Raw genomic sequence first — 18,233 nt, 5'->3', positions numbered from 1 at the left:
CTTCGGCCTGGGGGCGTCCGCCCGCCATGTCCTTCACGTCCGCCAAGTCCGCCATGTCCGACTTTTCCGACAACCCCTGCACCCGCTGCGGCGCCTGCTGCGCGAGCTTTCGCGTCGACTTCTCGCGCCATGAGCTGCAGAGCGAGGGCGGCAGCGTGCCGGACGGCCTGGCGGTGGAGGTCACCGAATCGACCTGCCGGATGCGTGGCACCGACCACGCGCGCCCGCGCTGCGCGGCGCTGCAGGGCCAGGTCGGCGAGCGCGCCGGCTGCGGCATCTACGAATGGCGCCCGTCGCCGTGCCGGGAATTCGGCATGCGCGCGCCGCTGGGCCTGGGCGACGAGGCCTGCGCGCGGGCCCGCGCGCGCCACGGCCTGCCGCCGCTGGACGGCTAGAACTTCCCCAGCATGTTGAGGAAGACCCCGCGGCTGCGGTAGCTCAGGTCCGTCAGGTCGTCCGAGAAGTCGGTGAAGTTGTAGCCCAGCCCCACCTTGAAGTTCTCGTTGACGTGGTAGTACCCCGCCGTCAGCAGACCGGTCTTGCGCTCGCTCAGCTCGCCGGCCCGCAGCATGCGCAGCTCCAGCAGCCAGTCGTAGCGCCGCACAACCTTCCAGTCCACGCGCGCGATCGCCAGCTGCGCACTGCTCTTGAACCACGGCGCGCTGTCGTCGCGGCTGGGCCGCAGCTCGCCGACGCGCCACGCCAGCTTGCCGCCGATGGTCCAGCGCGCGCTGAGGTCGTAGGTCGCATCCACCGCCGCCACCTGGCTGCGCTGCTGGTAGTCGATGCCGGTCGTGCTGACCGTCGTCTGCGTCACGTCGGTCGCCACCACCTGCCCCGGCGACGACAGGTCGTACAGGTAGGTGTACTTCAGCAGCACGTTGAGCTTGTCGTTGCTCACCGGCCGGAACGCGTAGCCCAGCACCGCCTCGGTGTACTTGGCCGCGGCCAGCGCGCTCGCCGCGCTGTCGCTGTCCGCCCAGTTCAGCTTGCCCAGCCAGCGCGCGTTCGGGCCGTCCTGCACGCTGACCGAGTTCTTCAGCAGCCAGCTGCGCCGCGCGTCCAGCCCCGTGCGATCGCGCCGGTACTCCACGCCGCCGGCGTACTTCAGACTCGCGTCGCTGAAGCCCACCGAGAAGCCGAGCGCCTCCCGATCGGTCTCCCCGGCGTTCTCCGATTCCAGCCGCCCGTTCTCCACGCTCACCGCCAGCGTCCAGCGATCATCCGGCGCGTACTGCACGCCGTAGGCATGCGTCAGGCCGCTCAGCACGCCGGTCGTCTGCTTGTGCTCGGTGTACGCGCTCAAGCCGTCGGCCAGCCGCGACTTGATGCCGCCGACCAGCGTGCCGCCGCGCGCGTTCAAGGTCTCGTCGGTGCGGCCGGTGTCCAGCGCGTAGGTGACATAGACGTTGGAGCGGTCGTTGTACTGGTAGTCCACGCCCGCTTTGCCCGCCGAGCCGCCATTGCCGCCCGAGGCCTCGCCGCGCAGCGACAGCTTGTCGTTGACGCGATAACGCACGCCCGCGCCGAGCCGGTCGTTGTCCTGCCGCGTGCCGGTGCGGTCCACCGTCTTCTGGCCGAAGCCGTACACGCCCCAGCCCTCCCCGCTCTCGTAGTCGAGCTGCACGGCCGCGTCGGTGCGCTCGCCGCTGACCACGCCCGAGCTGGGCAGCAGCGGCGAGGTGTTCACCGCATCGGTGGACTTGCGGTCGGCCCGCAGTCCGCCACTGACCGTCCAGCGCTCATCGACGCGCCAGGCTACCTGCGCCTCGCCGGCATCGGTGTTGTAGCCGTTGAGCTCGTCCTTGTGATCGCCCTTGAGCCGCAGTTCGACCTGCTCGCCCACCGGCGCGGTGAGGCTGACGCCGGCCTGCCTCGTCTCGTTGGACGCGACCTGTCCAGGCGTCGAGAAACCCGCCTCGCGCAGCTGCGCATAGGCGCCGACATGCCCGCTCTTGGCGACGCCGAGATCGGTCAGGTCCGCCTGCCCTTCGACGCGCCACGCATTCGCGCCGCGGGTGTCGCTGGCCAGCGTGTTCTGCGAGAACCCGAAGCCGCCATCCAGCGAGCTGGTCGTGCCGATGCCGGGGCCATCGCTGCGCGCGGCCTCGATCTTCAGCGTGGTGTTCTCGCTCTTGCGCAGCAGCAGGTCCACGCCGCCCAGGCGCTGATCGCCGCCGGTCTGCTGCTGCTTCGCGGCGGTGATGCCGACGCGCACCGCGTCCGTCACCCACCAGGTCGTCCGTCCGCCCACCGCCAGCGTGTCCAGATCGCCCGACAGCGGCGTGTACTCGTAGTCCACGACCAGGAAGGCCGGCTGGCCGCTGAGACCGCCCGCCCGCACCAGCTGGCCGTTGTCGGCCAGGCTGGGCAGCGGCGAGGTCAGCAGCACCCGCCCTTGCAGGTAATCGACGTCGTAGTCGCTGCCCGGGATCAGCGCGCGACGCTGCAGCACGAAGCCCGAATCGCGATCGCGGATTTCCAGCCACACCTTCTCGGCGCCGCGGCTCACGTCCTGATGACGCAGGTAGTACAGCGAGCCGCCCGTGCCGCGGAACTCCTCGCGCGCGGCCAGCGTGCCCGGTTCGGCCGCGTACAGGTCGGCAGTGAAGCGGGCGTCGCCGAAGCTGGTCGCCTCCTCGCCGACGAGGTGCCCCTTCAGGCCATACAAGCCGCGGTTGATCTGCGCCAGTGTGTTGTCGGCGCCGAGGTTGATCTTGAAGTTGCCCCACATCGCATGCGAGCGGCCGTCGTCCACGCGCAGGTACATGCGTCCCTGCGTGGGCGCGTCCTCGACGCTGGTCGAGTCGTCGCCGAAGGTGCCCCAGCTGTCCACCGGATCCATGCGGCGGAACAGCGAGGTCGGGTCCTTGCGGTCGAGGTTGCGCAGGAGCTCATTGAGCGGGCGTTCCTCGGTGTCGACGCTCGCCGTCAAGGTCCAGCGCTCATCGAGCATGCCCTTGCCGTAGAAGGCCAGGCGCCCTTCGGTCCAGGTGTCGTTGTTGTAGCGGTTGCGCTCCTGCGTCACCAGCGCGGCAGGGCCGGTCGTGCGGTCATGGCCGATGGTGAGATCCGCCTGACCGACGAAGAAGAAGTCCCGCGGCGGCAGTTCGAAGTCGCGGCGATAGATCCGCTCCTGGCCCTCGGCGCCGCGCACGACGATCTCGCCGGTCTGCACGCGGCGCGGCACCAGCTGCTGCATCACGAAACGGCCCTGCGCATCGACCGGCACCGCCAGTCCGAGCGCCCTCACCTGCTCGCCGGCCGCGATGCCTTCGCCGCTGGCCGTCACCGTGCCACCGCTGATCGGGATGTTGGCGATGGACAGCCGGCTCTCGCCATAACCCGCCAGCAGACGCTGCGCCTCGGTCGGCTCCTGCTCGAAGCCCGGCGCATGCCGATCGGCCAGCGCCAGCGGGATGTCGTCGGTCTCGTCGAAGCGGCCATCGCGGTCATAGACCCGCACGCGCCAGTACAGCTTGCGGCGCGCCATCGGCCCCTGCGCCCACTCGGCGGGCACGGTCCAGGCCGCGCGCAGCTCGCTGCCCAGCGGCACCGTGGCCAGCAGCTGCGGCCGCATGTCGCCATCGGCGCTGAACACGCGCAGCTCGCCGCGCGTCAGGAACAGCCGGTAGTTGCTGTAGCCGCTGAAGCGCACCGTGTCGCCAGGCACCGCGGTGGCGGGCCAGGCGGTGCCGTTCAAGCGGCGCAGCTGCACGAGGTTGTCGTACTGCAGGCGCAGACGGTCGCGCTCGAGGCGCACATCGATGCAGCGCTGGCGGTCGGCGCTGGAGCTGTCCGCGCCCACCACCGGCTGGCCGTCGATCGTCAGGCGCAGCGCCGCGTCGTCGGGCGCATACGGCGTCAGCATGCCGCAGGCGCTCGGGTCGACCAGCGTCACGCTGGACACGGTCTCCACGGTCGCGGGCACCGTGTCCTTCCAGTAGACGCGCACCTCGACGCGCCGGTTGGCGGACCAGTTCGCCCGGTCCTCCCGCGGCGACGCCAGCGGCTCGTCGGGGCCGCGCGAATCCGCCACGTAGGCGTTTGCCGGCAGTCCCAGCTGCTGCGTCAGATAGCGGCCCACCTGCTGGGCGCGCGCCAGGCCGAGCGCATGGTTGTCGGGAAAGCGCGGACGCAGTTCCGGCTTGATGCGCTGCACGTCGGTGTGGCCGACGATCTCGAAATGCAGGCCCTCACGGCCGCGCACCTGCGCGACGATCGCGTCCAGCCGCGCCTTGTCCTCGGGCTTGAGCAGGTCCTCGCCCGAGTCGAAGTGCGGCGTGTGCGACTCCTCGCGCGGCTGCTCGGTGCCGGGCACGGTGCGCGTCGTCTCTTCGCGCCGCTGCTGCAGCGCGCGCGGGTCGCCGAGGATCACGGTGAGCTTGGGCAGTTCGCGCTCGCTCGAAGCCGGCAGATGATCGCGGCCATCGATCTCGACGGCGCGCACGTCGGCCGCGCAGCGATCGCTGAAGCGGCCGCGTGCGTCGGCGCGGCAGGCGCCGCCCTCGCGGGTCGCGTCCTGCGCCGCATCGCGGGCGGCACCGGAGGCGGCGCCGGAGGCTGCCTCTTGCGCCGTGGCCGGCAGCCCGATGGCCAGGCAGGCGGCGGCCGCGGCGCTGGCCAGCGCCGCGCGGGGGAAGGTGGATCGGGTCATGCGAATGGCACGGAAAGAGGAAGAAGACGGGGAGCGGTTCATGCGCGCCCCCGGTCAGCGGTTCAGCGAGACCGGCACGCGCTCGACCTCGATGTCCAGGTTGAACAGGCTGCGGCCCTGGGACTGGCCGAGCGCCTTCCAGCGCGCCAGCAGTCCGGCCTTGAGCGCCGCGATGCGCTCGTCGCCGAGCGCGCGCGGCTCGTCCGCCGCCGGCTGGTAGGCCAGGCGCAGGATCGAGGGCCGCTCGGTCAGCGCGGCCACGGCCTGGTCCAGGCGCGCCTCGTGCGCCGGCAGCAGCGCGAGCTGCCCGTCGGCGAAGGCGGCCGCCTTCAGGTCCAGGCGCACGACACGGTGCACGGTGGCGCCGAAGTTCACCTTGATCGCCTTGCCGCGCGTCGCGCGTTCGGACGCCGGGTTCTCGGTCGTCACGCGGTAGCCCGAGGGCAGCGTGCGTTCATCGACCTTGAGCACCAGGTTGCTGCCCGTGCCCTCCTTGGGCACCGCCGCGCAGGCGATGTGATAACGACCCTCGGCATCGCTGCTCACCAGCAGGCCGTTGACGGTGGCGATGCGCACGTTGGGGATGCCGGGCTCGCCCTCGTCCTGCACGCCGTTGGCATTGCGGTCGTCGTAGACCTTGCCGATGACGTCGGTGCAGTCGAACAGCGCATCCGGCACGACCCGCACCGACGCGGTGGCCGTGTTGGACAGCGCGCGGCCGCCGGGGCCCTGCGTGGCGACCACGCTGTTGACGTACTGGCCCTCGCCCACGCCGATGCCCACCGCCAGCACCATCGAGACGCGCTTGGTCTCGCCGGTGAGGAAGGACTGGTCGGCCAGCGTCAGCTGCCGGCCCACGATCGTGGGCTTCACGGCCACGACCGGGCCATTGGGCAGCGTCTGCACCGTCAGCGAGCCGTCCAGGTACTTGAAGCCCGGGGGCAGCGTGTCCAGCAGCGCGACGTTGCCGATCGGGCCGCTGCTCGCATTGCGCGCGGTGATCACGTAAGGCACCGGCTCGCCCTTCTTCACCGTCAGCTTGGAGGTCGACTTGCGCAGCTCGATGGCCGTGCCATCCCCCTCGCGGTCCAGCGGCAGGTGGTTGTTGACCACCTGGTGCGCCGCGCCGCCCGATTGCCAGTTCAGGAAATAAGGCGTCGCGGGGCCGGCCACCGGAGCGGCCGCGGCGCTGACGACGCAGGCGTCGCTGCCGCTCAGGCGGACGCCGCGGCCGGCGGCGTCGCGGGCGCCCGCGGTGCTGGGCGCGCTGCAGTTGACGGCGTCGAGCGGACCCGCGGCAGCCGGGTAGGTCGCCGACGGCAGGTATCCCGCCGGCGGTGCGACCGTGACGGTGTAGCTGCCCATCGGGGCGCCCGGCAGCAGGAAGAACTGGTACGAGCCGTCGGGACCGGTGGTGACCGACGCGTTGCCGCCGAGCAGGTGGAGGGCCGGATCGAAGCCCGCCGGACCATTCAGCGCGACCACCGCGCCGGGGACCGGCTCGGCGCTCAGGCTGTCGTACACCACGCCGCCCGGGTCGAGCGGCAGGTCCTGGCGGACCACGGCCGCGCCCGCGGCCACGCTCAGCGGAATCCAACCGCGGGGCGCCATGCCTGCAACGGTCGGGAACGCGCCGCCGGGGCCGTTCAGCGTCGGGTCGGTCGGCCAGACGCCGCCCACCAGGCGCCCCTGCGGATCGCGGAAGCGCACCTGGTACGAGCCCGGCACGACGTTGTCGAAGCGATAGCTGCCATCGGCTGCGGTGACGCGGGTGTCGAGCACCTGCGCGCCGGTGTTGGCGCAGGTGGTGCCGCCGTCGAGGCAGGCCACCAACTCCACCGTCCAGCCCGCGACGGCGGGTTCGCCGTTGCCGGCCAGGCGGTCGTGGTCGGTGTCGCGCCAGACGCGGCCGCTCACCGCCGCCGGCGAAGTCGACTTCTCGAAGAAGTCGTAGCCGGTGCCGTTCGCCGCCACGGCGGGCAGCTTGACGTTGAGACGGCCCGGGGCCGGCACGCTGCCGCCCAGCGAGCCCGGGGTCTCGCCGGCATGGGTGGAACCCGGCACCGGCGATTGCACGATCGTGTAGCCCGCGCCGTTGTCCAGCGGCAGGTCGACGAAGCGGTAGCCGCCATCGCGCGCCGTGACGGTGCTGCGCGTGACCGGCTGGCCCGAGGCGTCGGTGCCGGTCAGCGTCAGCGTCACGCCGGCCAGCGGCAGGTCGCCCGGCTCACGCTTGCCGTTCCCGTTGACGTCGTTGAACACGTTGCCCGCGATCGAGGCGCCCTGCTCGCCGAAGTCGTAGCCATCGCCCGAGCCGCCGGTGTAGACCAGGCCGCCGATGCGGTCGTTGCCCGCGAGCGCGCCCGCCGCCGTACCGTTGAGGCGGCCCACGGTCTCGGCGCCATCGGCGTAGGTCGCCGGCTGCGTTTCGGTGATCACATAGCCCGTCGCGTCGGACGGCAGCACGCCGTCGAGGAGGTATTGCCCATCGGCGCCGGTGACCGCGGTGATGGTCACGGGCAGCCCGCCGGCGCTGGTGCCGCTGAGGGTCAGCGTCACGCCCGCGATCGGCAGCTCGCCCGCGTCGCGGCGGCCGTTGCCATTGCTGTCGACGTAGACGTGGCCGGAGATCTGGCCGCCGCGCTCGCCGAAGTCGTAGTCCGTGCCGGCCTCTTCCGAGGCCAGCGCGATGTCGCCGAACCGGTCGTTCACGCCGCCCGGGTTGGCGGTGCCGCGCGGCGCGGCGCCGACCAGGCCCAGATGCTCGGGACCGTCGCCGGTGCCCGCGGGCTGCGTCTCGTCGAGCTGATAACGCCCCGGCAGCAGGCCGGTGGCGGAGAAGCCGCCATCGGCCGCCGTCGTCAGCGTCTTGGTCACGCTGCGTCCGAGGAAGTCGGTGCCGCTCAGCGTCACCGTCACGCCGGGCATGGGCGGCTCGCCCGCGTCGCGCTGGCCGTTGGCGGGCGCGATGTCGGCATAGACGTGGCCCGACAGCGAGGCCGCGCGCACCGAGGCGAAGTTGTTGCCGCTCGAGCTCGAACCCGGCGCGCCCAGGCGGATCTGCTGGATCAGCGGCGCGTTGGAACCCGACGGGCCCGCGTCGACGCCCGTGCCGCTGGCGGGCACGCTGCCCGGCGCCGAGCCGGCGCCGGTGACCGTGCCCGCGCGGGTCAGGCCCGGCAGGTAGCCGGCCGGACGCGTCTCGGTCACCGTGTAGGTGCCGGGCGCGACCTTGTCGAAGACGTAGTCGCCATGGGCATCGGTGACGGTGGTGACCGACACGGCGTTGCCGTTGGCATCGGTGCCGGTCAGCGTGATGGTCACGCCGGGGAGACCGGGTTCGCTCGACGTGGCGCCCTGGCTGCCATCGCCGTCGCGGTCGTAGAAGCTGCGGCCGCGCAGCTGGCTGCTGGTGAGCTCGCCGAACAGGTAGTCGCCCACGCTCGCCGGCGTGCCGGTCAGCGGGATGACCACGCCCTGGATCACATTGCCGCCCGGCTGCGCCGTGCCGGCATGACCGTTCGGATTGGCCTGGCCCGGCGCGTAGGTCGCGGGCTGCGTCTCTGTGACCGTGTAGCCCCCCGCCGCCGACGGCGGCACGTTGAGGAACTCGTAGCGTCCCGGCTGGCCGGCGATCGGCGTGGCGACGATGTCGACCGCCGCGCCGGTGCTGGACGTGCCCGTCAGGTGCAGCGTCACGCCGGTGATGCCGGCATCGCCCGCGGCGGGCAGGCCGTCGTTGTCGGCGTCCTCGAAGACGCGGACCGTCACGCGCGGCAGACGCTCGCCGAAGTGATAGCCGGTGGCGGCGGTGCCGCTGCCCAGCGTGATGCCGGAGATGCGGTCATTGACGGCGGTGCTGCCGCCGGCCGTGCCCGCGGTCTCGCTGCCGTCGGCGAAGCCGTCGGGCTGCGTGGGCTCGGTCACCGTGTAGCTGCCGGGCATCAGCGTGGCGAAGCTGTAGCTGCCATCGGCCGCGGTGGTGGTGCTCGTGTTCACGGCATTGCCGAACAGGTCGGTGCCGCTGAGCTGCAGCGTCACGCCGGCGATGCCGGGTTCGCTCGCGCCGAGGGCGCCGTTGTAGTCGCGGTCCTGATAGACACGGCCCGCCACCGAGGCGGCGCGCACTTCGCCGAACAGGTTGCCGGTGGAGCTGCCGCCCGCGCCGAGCACGACGTTCTGGATCACGTTGGCGTTGGAGCCGCTGGGGCCGCTGGTGACACCGGCGCCGCTGGCCGGGACGCTGCCGGCACTGCTGCCCGCGCCACTGGCGCCGCCGGCCCGCGTGATGCCCGGCAGGTGGGACGCGGGCTGCGTCTCGGTGACGGTGTAGGTGCCCGCCGGAACGGAGAAGCTCCAGGCGCCCGTCGCGTCGGTCGTGACCGTGCGGCTGACCGGCGTGCCGGTGCCATCGGTGCCGCCGAGCGTCAGCGTGACACCGGCGATGCCGGGCTCGCCCGCGTCGGCCTGGCCGTTGCCGTTCAGGTCGTCATAGACGCGGCCCGACAGGGTCGCGGTCTGCACGGTGATCGTGCCAGTGGCGAAGTTGTTGCCCGCGTTGGGCACGGCGCCGCCGTCGGTATCGCCCGAGCCTGTCGTCACGATGGTGGCGGTGTTGCTCAGCACCGTGCCGTTGGCCGGCGTGCCGATCACCTGCACCGGGATGCGCAGCGTCGCCGCGCCGCCGGAGGGCATGCTCGCGATCGCGCAGCTCGTGCTGGTGCCGCCGGCGCTGCCGGTGCAGGTCGGCGCCGCGGGGGTGAAGCTGCCGGCGGTCACGGTGAGAACCGGCGTGCCGGCGAGCTGCAGCCCCGCGGGCAGCGTGTCGGCGACCTGCGTGATTTCGGCCGCCTGCGGGCCGTTGTTGCGCACGTGGACCAGCCAGTCGAAGGCCTGGCCCTGCGCGACGGTGGCCAGCGGCGTGGTGGTGCCGCTGATGACGGCCGCCTTGTCCACGGCCTGCACGTCGGCCTTGTAGCGGAAGGTGGTCGGCTCCGACGCGCTGTTGTTGGCCTGCGGATCGAAGGCGTCCTGCGCCGGGTTGGCGAAGCGCACCGAGGCCGCGTTGGTGTAGGTGCCCTTCTCGGCGCCCTGCAGCCGCACGCGCACCTGGACGGAGCTGCCCTCCCCGGTCGCGCCGCCGCCGGTGCCGCCCAGGCTGGCGATGGTGCAGCTGATGCTGCCGCCGGCCACGCCGACGGTGACGCCGGCGGTGTTGCAGCTCACGCCCGCGGGCAGCGGCGTCACCAGGCCCACGAAGGTCGGTGCGCCCGCCGTCGACGGCAGGGTGTCGGTGAGGACGACGTTCTCGGCCGTCGAGGCGCCGTTGTTGGTGACCGTGAGCGTGTAGGTGACGTTGTCGCCGACGTTGACCGGGTCCACGTCGTCGGCCTTGTTGACGATCAGGTCGTAGGCCGGCGAGATGACGGCGGTGGCCTGCGTCGCGGTGTTGTTGGCGGCGCCGCCGGCGATTTCGGGCGTGGTGGTGGCGATCGTCACCGTGTTGGAGATGCTGCCGCTGCCGCCCAGCGCCGTGGCCAGCGCGGCGCTGGCGCGCACGCGCACGACGACGGTCTGCTGCGCGCCGCGGGCGATCGAGCTCCAGCCGCAGATCAGCGTGTCATTGCCCGGACCGGTGGTGCTGCCGGCGACCGGCGCGGTGGTGCAACTGCCACCGCCGTTGGCGGTCGCCGACAGGAACACCAGGCCCGCCGGCAGCGTGTCGTCGATGCTCACGTTGAAGGCACGGCTCGCGCTGGTCGCGGCCGGATTGCTGGCCGTGATCGTGTAGGTGAGCAGCTGGCCGGCGGACACCGGATCCGGGTTGTCGGTCTTGGTCACCGCCACATCGGTGCGGGCGATGAAGTAGGCCGTGGCCGGCGTGTTGTTGTTGGCGTTGTTGTTGAGGAGGTCGGGATCGGCCTCGTTCTGGGCCAGCGCGAAGGCAGTGTTGTTGACCGTGAACTGGTGGTCCGAGGACGTGCCGTCGCCGAAGTGGCGCACCGTCACCTGGAACCTCGGGCAGTCGACGCCCGCGGTGCAGACCGGCAGGCTGGTGATCGTGCAGTTGCTCAGCGACACCGCCGATCCGGACGGCGCGAGGCTGCAGCTGCCCAGCGTGGCACTGCCGGCCACCGTGTTCAGCGAGTACTGGCCCGCGTTGGCGTTGAAGACGTTGTTGAGGGTGTCGGTGATGGCGACGTTGGTCGCGGCCTGCGGGCCGGCGTTGACCACCTCGATCTCCCAGACGATCGGCGAGCCGGCCTCCTGGCGGTTGCCCGCGCCGTCGCCCAGGCCCAGCACGCGCTTGAGCACCGACACGTCGGCCTGCGCGGCGTTGGCCTGCGGGTTCACGCCCACGCCGGTGCAGTCGTTGGCGGGCACGTTGTCGGCCGGCGCGTTGGCGGCGTTCACGCACACCTGGTTGGTCAGCGTGCCGCCCGCGGCCGTGGCCTGCGCATTGATGGTGACGCTGGCGGTGGTGGCGTTGACCCCCAGGGCCACGTTGGTGCTGGTGCAGGTGATGGTCACCGGACCGGCCTGCGGGAAGGTGCCGCCGCCCGAGGACACGCAGCTGAAGCCCGACGGCGCCGAGATGCTGTTGACCCGCAGGTTGGCTGGCACCGTGTCGGTGAGCGTGAGGGTGCCGCTGGCGGGGATCGCGCTGGGGCCGAGGTTGGTCGCCGAGATCGTGTAGTTGAACGCCTGGTTCACCGGCACCGCGGCCTGCGGCCAGCTCTTGGTCTTGTTGGCGCGCAGGTCGGCGGAGGGGTCGATCACCGTCGTGTTCACCGCGCCGTTGACCGGGCTGACGCCCGTGGCGCTGGCCGTGGCGGTGTTGACGATGCCCACGCCGCTGGTCAGGGCCTGGACCGGCGCGCTGATGGTGCCCAGCGAGACGTTGCTGCCGGCACTGCCGCTGCCGCTGCGCGTGCAGCTCAGCGTGCCGCCCGCGGACGGGCAGGTGCTGGACGCGGTGCAGGTCCAGCCGCCGCTGCTGAAGCTGGCCGGCGCGACGGCGCAGAAGTTGGCGGGCAGGTTGTCGGTCAGTTGCGCGCCCGAGGGGAAGTCCCCGCTGTAGCGCACGTTGAACTGGAAGTTGAAGGCCTGGCCGGTCTGGACCGGATCGGCGACGGACTTGCTCTTCGTCACCGACAGGCTGCTGCCGGCGGTGACCGCGGTCGTGGCGCTGGCGACGTTGTTGGTGGTGTCGCCGTCCGCGACCCCGCCGCCGCTCGCGACATCCGCCGAGTGCGTCAGCGTGGACCCGCCGCCCGCGCCGATCACGCCGCTCACCGTGACGCCGGCGCTGCCACCGCTGGCGATGGCGCCGAGGTTGCAGCTCAGCGTGGCGCCCGACAGCGAGCAGCCGCCCGGCGTGCCGCTCAGCGCGAAGCCCGGCGGCACGCTGTAGCTCAGCACCGACGCGGGCGAGGCGTCCGGCCCCGCGTTCGTCACGGTCAGCTGCACGACCTGCGTGCTGCCGGCCGCCGCCGTCGCCGGCGCGTTGATCGACAGCGCCAGGTCGGCGCCCGCGTTCACCGTGGTGGTCTCGGTCTGCGAGCTGCCACCGACGACGCTGGCCGTGACCGTCATCGTGCCGGCCGCGATCGAGCGCACCCGCATCGGCAGGTGCACCACGTCCTGCGTGGGCACGCTGACGCCGGTGCAGCTCACCGTGCCGGGTCCGGCCTGTCCGACCGCCATGCCGCCGCAGCTCACGCCCGCCGGCAGCGCGCCGGTGCCGGCGTAGCGGCCGGTGGCGGGCACGTCGAAGTTGACCGTCACGCCGGAGCGCGCCACGCCCAGGGCGTCGCCGATGCCGACGTTGTAGGTGACGACGCCGCCCGCCGCGACCGGGTCCGGCGTGTCCGGCATGCCCGTCACCACCAGTTGCGCCTGCGCGGCGCCGGCCAGGCCCAGGGCCAGGCCGACGGCGGTGGCGGTCCGACAAAGAAGGGCCCGGCTGCGGGCAAGGGAATCCAACACGCGGTCAAACGTCATCGTGGTTCTCCGGGCAGCGGCAAGCCGCCCGTGCTGAGACAGGGAAATCGAAGAAAGGGGTGCACGGCGCTGCACGGGGGGGGACGAGGCCGCCAGGGGCCATCGATCCCGGCTTGTCGCGGACGGCAACAAGCGCATGGCGCGACGCGCGGGGCGTACGGTCGCGGCTCGGCCGCGACAAGTCTTCACTCGTTCATCACGGGCGCGATGCAAGCCACGCCGGGCTGGTATTTCTGCCGCTTCATGATGTGTCGGCGCGACAGGCGCTTCATCGCGGCGCCCCGGCCGGCGCCGACGGCGCGTCGAACAGGACCCGCCCGACCGCGGCGCCAATGACGCCGCCAGCGATGGGCGCGAGCCAGAACAGCCAGAGCTGTCCCAGCGCCCAGTCGCCGGCGAACAGCGCCACGCCGGCACTGCGCGCGGGATTCACCGAGGTGTTGGTGACCGGGATGCTGATCAGGTGGATGAGCGTGAGCGCCAGTCCGATCGCCAGCGGCGCGAAGCCGGGCGCCGCCTGGCGCGAGGTCGCGCCCAGGATGACGAGCAGGAAGCAGGCGGTGAGCACGACTTCCGTCAGCGCGGCCGCCGCCAGCGAGTAGCCGCCCGGCGAGTGCGCGCCGTAACCGTTGGCGGCGAAGCCGCCGGCGGCCAGGTCGACGCCCGGCTTGCCGCTGGCGATCACGGCGAGCACCGCGGCCGCGGCCACCGCCCCCAGCACCTGCACGACGAGGTAGGGCAGCACGCCGCGCGCCTGGAAGCGCCCCGCCACGCACAGCCCGACCGTCACCGCCGGATTGAAGTGGCCGCCCGACAGCGGCCCCACCGCATGCGCCATCGTCAGCACCGACAGGCCGAAGGCCAGCGAGACACCGAGCAGTCCGATGCCCGATTCCGGAAAGGCGGCCGACAGCACGGCGCTGCCGCAGCCGCCCAGGACCAGCCAGAACGTGCCGACGAATTCGGCGATGAGCGCTTTCAAGATCCTTCTCCCAGTTCGTGCCGCAGGAACAGCGGCGGGCGGACTGTAGGAAGGGCCTGCGGGAGGGACCAGCGTCGCTGACGATTGTTGACGTTTGGTCCGTCAGCCGGCGGCGCGGGGCAGCTCGATGAAGAACAGGTTGCCGTCGTCGGCCGGGCGCCAGCCGGCGTCGCCGCCATGCCGCCGGGCCACCGAGCGGACGATGGCCAGCCCGAGGCCGGCACCGGCGGTGGCGCGCGCGGCGCCCCCCGCGGCGCGGGCGAAGCGGTCGAACAGTGGCGCGGCTTCGGCCGGCGCCAGCGGCTCGCCCTGGCTGGCCACGTCGATGCGCCAGCCCGTCGCGGTCCGGGACAGCTCGCAGCGCACGACGCCGCCGGCGCGGCCGTACTTCAGCGCGTTGTCGACGAGGTTGCCCACGGCGCGCACCAGCAGCGCCACGTCGCCGTCGCAGACGGCCTCCTCGACCGGCGCGCGCGTCTCGATCGCGACGCCGCGCTGGCGCGCCTCGGACCAGGCGCCGTCCACCGCTTCGACGATCACGTCGCGCAGGTCCAGCGGCGCCGTCCGCAGCGCCTCGGGCGCTTCCGCCCGGGCCAGTTCGACGAAACCTTCGGCCAGCGCCAGCGCGCGCCGGGTCTGGACCTCGATCGCCGCCAGGGTCGGTCCGTTGGCGTCGGCGCCGGCGCCGGCGTCGGCCAGCTCGATCAGGGCCAGCGTCGCGGACAAGGGCGCGCGCAGGTCGTGGGAGAGGAAATCCATCGCCTGCCGGCGCTGGCCCTCGAGCTGGCGCAACCGGCTCGCCGCCGCGGTCAGCGCGGCCATGCGGCGGTCCAGCGGATCGCCCCCGGACGCGGAGACGGCCAGGCCGTCGCGTGGCGGCAGCCGCTCCCGCACGCGGTGGAACTCGCGCTCGAAGTAGGCGAGCGCGGTCTCGAGGCGCTGCCAGCTCCAGAGCGGGATCACGAGCGCCAGGCCCGCCAGCGCCGCCGACGGCGCCCACACCACGCCGGCCAGATGGTGCAGCGCCCAGGCGAGCACCACGATCGCCGGCATCAGGCCAAGCGCCACGCCGAGCCCGACGCGCGGCCGCGTCCGGCGCAGCACCGCGAGCGCGAGCAGCAGCGGCGTCACCGCCAGCAAGGCGCCCTGCCACCACGTCGGCGGGCGCAGAGTCCTTCCCTCGCGCAGCGCGACCAGGGCCTGCGCGGTGATCTCCACGCCCGGCATGAGCGCCTCGGTGCGCGACACCGGGGTGGGATAGGCATCGGTCAGACCCGGCGCGGTGGCCCCGACCAGCACGGTCGCCTCCTTGAAAGTGGCGGCGTCCACCCGGCCGCGCAGCACGTCGACGTAGGACACGCGCCGGACGCTGCCGGGCGGTCCGGCGAACGGGATGAGGAAACGCGCCGACCGGTTCCAGCGACCGGCCTCCGCCCGTCCTGCCCGTCCGGCCGTTCCCGCCGTTCCCGCCGCTCCCGTCCCATCCGCCGGGTCGGGCGCCGGCTCGGGAAGGTCGATGCCGGGGCGCGCCTGCCGCAGCAGCGCCACGGCGAAATGGTCCCAGCTCACGCTGCCGAAGCCTTCCCTCAGGAACAGGGCCCGCACCAGGCCGTCGGCATCCCGGTCGACATGCAGCTGGCCCAGGCCGGCCGCCGCGCCGGCCAGCGCCGGCACCGGCAGGGACACCATGCCGCCCGGCGGCTGGCCCAGCATCTGGCCCGGCGTGAAGTGCAGCGGCAGCACCACGTGTCCATGACGACGCAGTGCCGCGGCGAGCGCCGCGTCGTGCGCCGGGTCGGGCTCGGAGAGGATCAGGTCCAGGCCGACCGCGCGGCTGCCCGCGGCCGTCAGCCGGTCCAGCAGGCGGGCATGGACGTCGCGCGGCCAGGGCCATCGCCCGAGCGCCGCCAGGCTGGCGTCGTCCACGGCCACGATGACCACGTCGTCCGGGAGGGCGCGCGGCGACCAGTGGAGGAAGGCGTCCGTGATGAGCGCGTCCAGCCGCCCCACGCCCGAGGTCCCCAGCGCGCCAGCACCGGCCACGGCCCCGATGAAGCAGGCCCACCCCAGCGCGTGGAGCCGGCGTCGGAAGCGGGCATCGGCGAGCCAGGCGCTGCGCATCAGCGTCCGATGCGCACCGCGCCGGCGGTAGCGCCGACGGCTGCCCCGTCCTCGGTGCACAGGCCGCCCTCGCCGCTGATCAGCCGCGCCGCGCCGAAGGCGGAGCGGCGTCCGAGCGCATCAATGACCTGCAGGCGCACCGCCAGCGAGCGGCAGCCGGTGGGCAGGGTCAGGCGCGCCTCGGGCGCGTCGACCTCGACGTCGGACAGGATCCGCTCGAAGCCGGTGTCCTGCGCCACCTGCACGCGGTAGCGGGCCCCCGCCGCGCCGGCCCAGTGCAGGCGGTCGCCCTGCAGCGACAGCTCGGCGCCCGCGGGCGCCACCGGCAGCGGACGGATCTCCAGCCGGCTCGGGTCGCCGAATGGGCCGCGCTCCAGCGTGCCGTCCGGCTCGGGCGCCAGCGAGGCGACGCGCCAGTGGAGCACGCCGATCAGCGCCGAGGCCCACTCGAAGGCGCAGGCGGCGCCGGAGACCTGCCGCTCCAGCAGCGGGCGCTCGAAGCGCGCATCGGTCGAGACCTGGAAGAGGTAGCCCTGCGCGCCCGGCACCTCGGTGCATCGCAGCGTCACGGGCGCGGGCGGCAGGACCTGCCCCTGGGCCGGTTCGCGCGCGATCGGCGCATGCGGCAGGGTCTTGATGCGCAGCCGCGCCGTGCTTTCGCGGCCGAACAGGCCGTCCGCGTCCAGCAGCCGGCCGCGGATCCGGTAGCGGCCGTCGGGCAGCACCGGCACCGACAGCGGCGGCCGGCCCTGCAGGGTGGCGACGACCCGCGTGAACGCGTCGTCATCGGCGATCTCCACGCGCACCTGCTGGTCGGCGCTCAGTTCACCGATGGGCAGCTCGCCGGGCAGGCTCTCCAGCCGCAGCTCGTCCGCCCACGGCGGCGCGGGCGGCAGGGTCCGCAGCTCGGGCGAACGCCCCGCGCGCACCACGGCGCCCTCGCCGATCGAGACCGACGTCTCCGTCGCGCCCCCCCGCGCGGCCTCCACCGCCACCCGGCCTTCGATCACGTCGGCGGCCGTCAAGCCGCCCTGCGCCGGCATCGTCACGCCGAAACGGGTCCCGCGCACGCCCGCGGTTGCCAGCGGCGTGCGGACGCGAAAGCGCGACCCGGGCGTCTGCGGCGACACCCGCAGGTCAATCCGGCCGCGATCGAGTTCGATCAAGGTGTTGCGCGTCTCGCGCGGCAACTCGCGCAGGCGGACCAGGCGCGCGACGGAGCCCGACTGCAGCTGCAGCAGCGAGCCATCGGCCAGCGTCACGCTGATGAAGCCCTGCGCCGGCACGGTCAGCGTCGCGGCCTCCGCGATGCGGTCGCCGATGCGCAAGGCGACGCCATCCGCCAGCACGCCGCCGCGGACGTAGGCCACCGTGGCCGGGCTCGCCTGGCCCTTCATCAGCGCGAGCGGCAGCAGCAGGCGCTGTCCGGGCTGCAGCCGCGAGGGACGCGCGATGCGGTTGAGCCGCGCCAGCTCCGGCCAGCGCGAGGGCTCTTCCAGCTGCTCCTGGGCGATGCGATAGAGCGATTCGCCGCGCTGCACGACATGGGCGACGGTGTCCGCGCCCTGCGCCCGGGCGGTCGACAGGACGCCGGCGGTCAGCAAGGCCGCGAACAGCACGCTCGAGGGTGCGCGGCTCATTCGCTGGACTCGCGGACCGGCAGGTCCCGCGTCGCGCCGGTCTCGGCGCCGGGGGACGGCGCGACCGGCGGCATGGCGGGCGCCTCGGCGTGCTCCAGCGCTTCCAGCCGGTAGCCATGGCCGTACACGGCGCCCAGTCGATAGCCCTGCTCGGGCCGGAGGCCCAGCTTCAGCCGGATCGACGAGATGTGCGTGTCCAGGGTCCGCGTCGGCACCTCGTCGTCCCGTCCCCAGACGGCGTTCATCAGGTAGCTGCGGGACAGCACCCGCCCGATCTGCCGGAACAGGCAGGCGGCCAGGTCGAATTCGCGCGGCTTGAGCTCGACCGGCACGCCGTCCTTGAGCCAGTCGCGCGTGGCCGCGCGCCATTCAAAGGCGCCATGGCGCTGCACGCCGCCCTGCTCGGGATAGGCGCGACGCAGCAGGGCCAGCAGGCGCGCCTTGAGTTCGGCGCCGCGCACCGGCTTGACGACATAGTCGTCGGCGCCCTTGGTCAGTCCCTGAACGATGTCCCGCTCCGCATCGCGGTGGGTGACCATCACGATGGGCATGCCGGCGCCCTCTGCGCGCACCGTCTGCACGACCTCCACGCCGGACAGGCCGGGCAGCTCCCAGTCCACCAGCAGCAGGTCGAAGGTCTGGCGCCGCATCGCCTGCAGCAGGCTCGCGCCGTCGGCGAAACGGTGGGGCACATGCCCCATCGATGCCACGGTCCTCGACAACAGCTCTAGCAGATGAATGTCGTCGTCCACCACCGCGATTTGCATGAGCCCTCCCCAAGGCTGGTCAAACGGCGGCGGATTGTGCACAGAATCACGAATTTCTCTTC

Annotated in this window: 7 protein-coding genes; 1 reads left to right on the top strand and 6 read right to left on the bottom strand. The window is 73.0% G+C overall.

Annotation, left to right across the window (positions count from 1 at the left end; genetic code table 11):
• The first annotated feature begins 53 nt into the window (after positions 1–53).
• Positions 54–395, top strand: coding sequence for a YkgJ family cysteine cluster protein (locus tag FHT37_RS02230; protein ID WP_183478645.1), 342 nt, complete (start codon positions 54–56; stop codon positions 393–395).
• Here the strand turns inward: FHT37_RS02230 and FHT37_RS02225 are convergent.
• The 6 genes from FHT37_RS02225 to FHT37_RS02200 all read right to left on the bottom strand — a co-directional run bounded on the left by FHT37_RS02225 (position 392) and on the right by FHT37_RS02200 (position 18,171).
• On the bottom strand, positions 392–4,657 hold the full coding sequence (locus FHT37_RS02225; RefSeq protein WP_183478644.1) for an OmpA family protein: 4,266 nt from the start codon (positions 4,655–4,657) through the stop codon (positions 392–394). The two genes, FHT37_RS02230 and FHT37_RS02225, sit on opposite strands and share 4 nt — an antisense overlap.
• A 54-nt stretch (positions 4,658–4,711) precedes the next feature.
• The gene (locus FHT37_RS02220; RefSeq protein ID WP_183478643.1) at positions 4,712–12,661 is read right to left on the bottom strand and encodes an SdrD B-like domain-containing protein; all 7,950 of its coding nucleotides are present in this window, start codon (positions 12,659–12,661) and stop codon (positions 4,712–4,714) included.
• A 268-nt stretch (positions 12,662–12,929) separates the two neighbouring features.
• Complete coding sequence (gene aqpZ, locus FHT37_RS02215; protein ID WP_183478642.1) at positions 12,930–13,643, bottom strand: aquaporin Z; 714 nt, start codon at positions 13,641–13,643, stop codon at positions 12,930–12,932.
• A gap of 102 nt (positions 13,644–13,745) precedes the next feature.
• On the bottom strand, positions 13,746–15,764 hold the full coding sequence (locus tag FHT37_RS02210) for a CHASE2 domain-containing protein (RefSeq protein WP_183478641.1): 2,019 nt from the start codon (positions 15,762–15,764) through the stop codon (positions 13,746–13,748).
• Positions 15,764–17,404 carry a FecR domain-containing protein gene (locus FHT37_RS02205; protein ID WP_183478640.1) on the bottom strand — a complete coding sequence of 547 codons (1,641 nt, stop codon included), beginning with the start codon at positions 17,402–17,404 and terminating at the stop codon, positions 15,764–15,766. Before FHT37_RS02205 ends, FHT37_RS02210 begins: the two co-directional genes overlap by 1 nt.
• Positions 17,401–18,171, bottom strand: coding sequence for a response regulator transcription factor (locus FHT37_RS02200; protein WP_183478639.1), 771 nt, complete (start codon positions 18,169–18,171; stop codon positions 17,401–17,403). The genes FHT37_RS02205 and FHT37_RS02200 overlap by 4 nt, the downstream gene beginning before the upstream one ends.
• Between the last annotated feature and the right edge of the window lie 62 nt (positions 18,172–18,233).

Origin of the sequence: Mitsuaria sp. BK037, assembly GCF_014193045.1 — a bacterium.
In the GTDB taxonomy this organism is placed as follows: Bacteria; Pseudomonadota; Gammaproteobacteria; order Burkholderiales; family Burkholderiaceae_C; genus Roseateles.
The sequence above is the reverse complement of the archived record's forward strand: the minus strand, read 5'-3'. Positions and strand labels throughout refer to the sequence as shown.

Coding starts and splice junctions, on each gene's coding strand:
- FHT37_RS02200 (WP_183478639.1), bottom strand. CDS start 18,171: ATGCAAATCGCGGTGGTGGACGACGACATTCATCTGCTAGAGCTGTTG.
- FHT37_RS02220 (WP_183478643.1), bottom strand. CDS start 12,661: ATGACGTTTGACCGCGTGTTGGATTCCCTTGCCCGCAGCCGGGCCCTT.
- FHT37_RS02225 (WP_183478644.1), bottom strand. CDS start 4,657: ATGACCCGATCCACCTTCCCCCGCGCGGCGCTGGCCAGCGCCGCGGCC.
- FHT37_RS02230 (WP_183478645.1), top strand. CDS start 54: ATGTCCGACTTTTCCGACAACCCCTGCACCCGCTGCGGCGCCTGCTGC.
- FHT37_RS02210 (WP_183478641.1), bottom strand. CDS start 15,764: ATGCGCAGCGCCTGGCTCGCCGATGCCCGCTTCCGACGCCGGCTCCAC.
- FHT37_RS02205 (WP_183478640.1), bottom strand. CDS start 17,404: ATGAGCCGCGCACCCTCGAGCGTGCTGTTCGCGGCCTTGCTGACCGCC.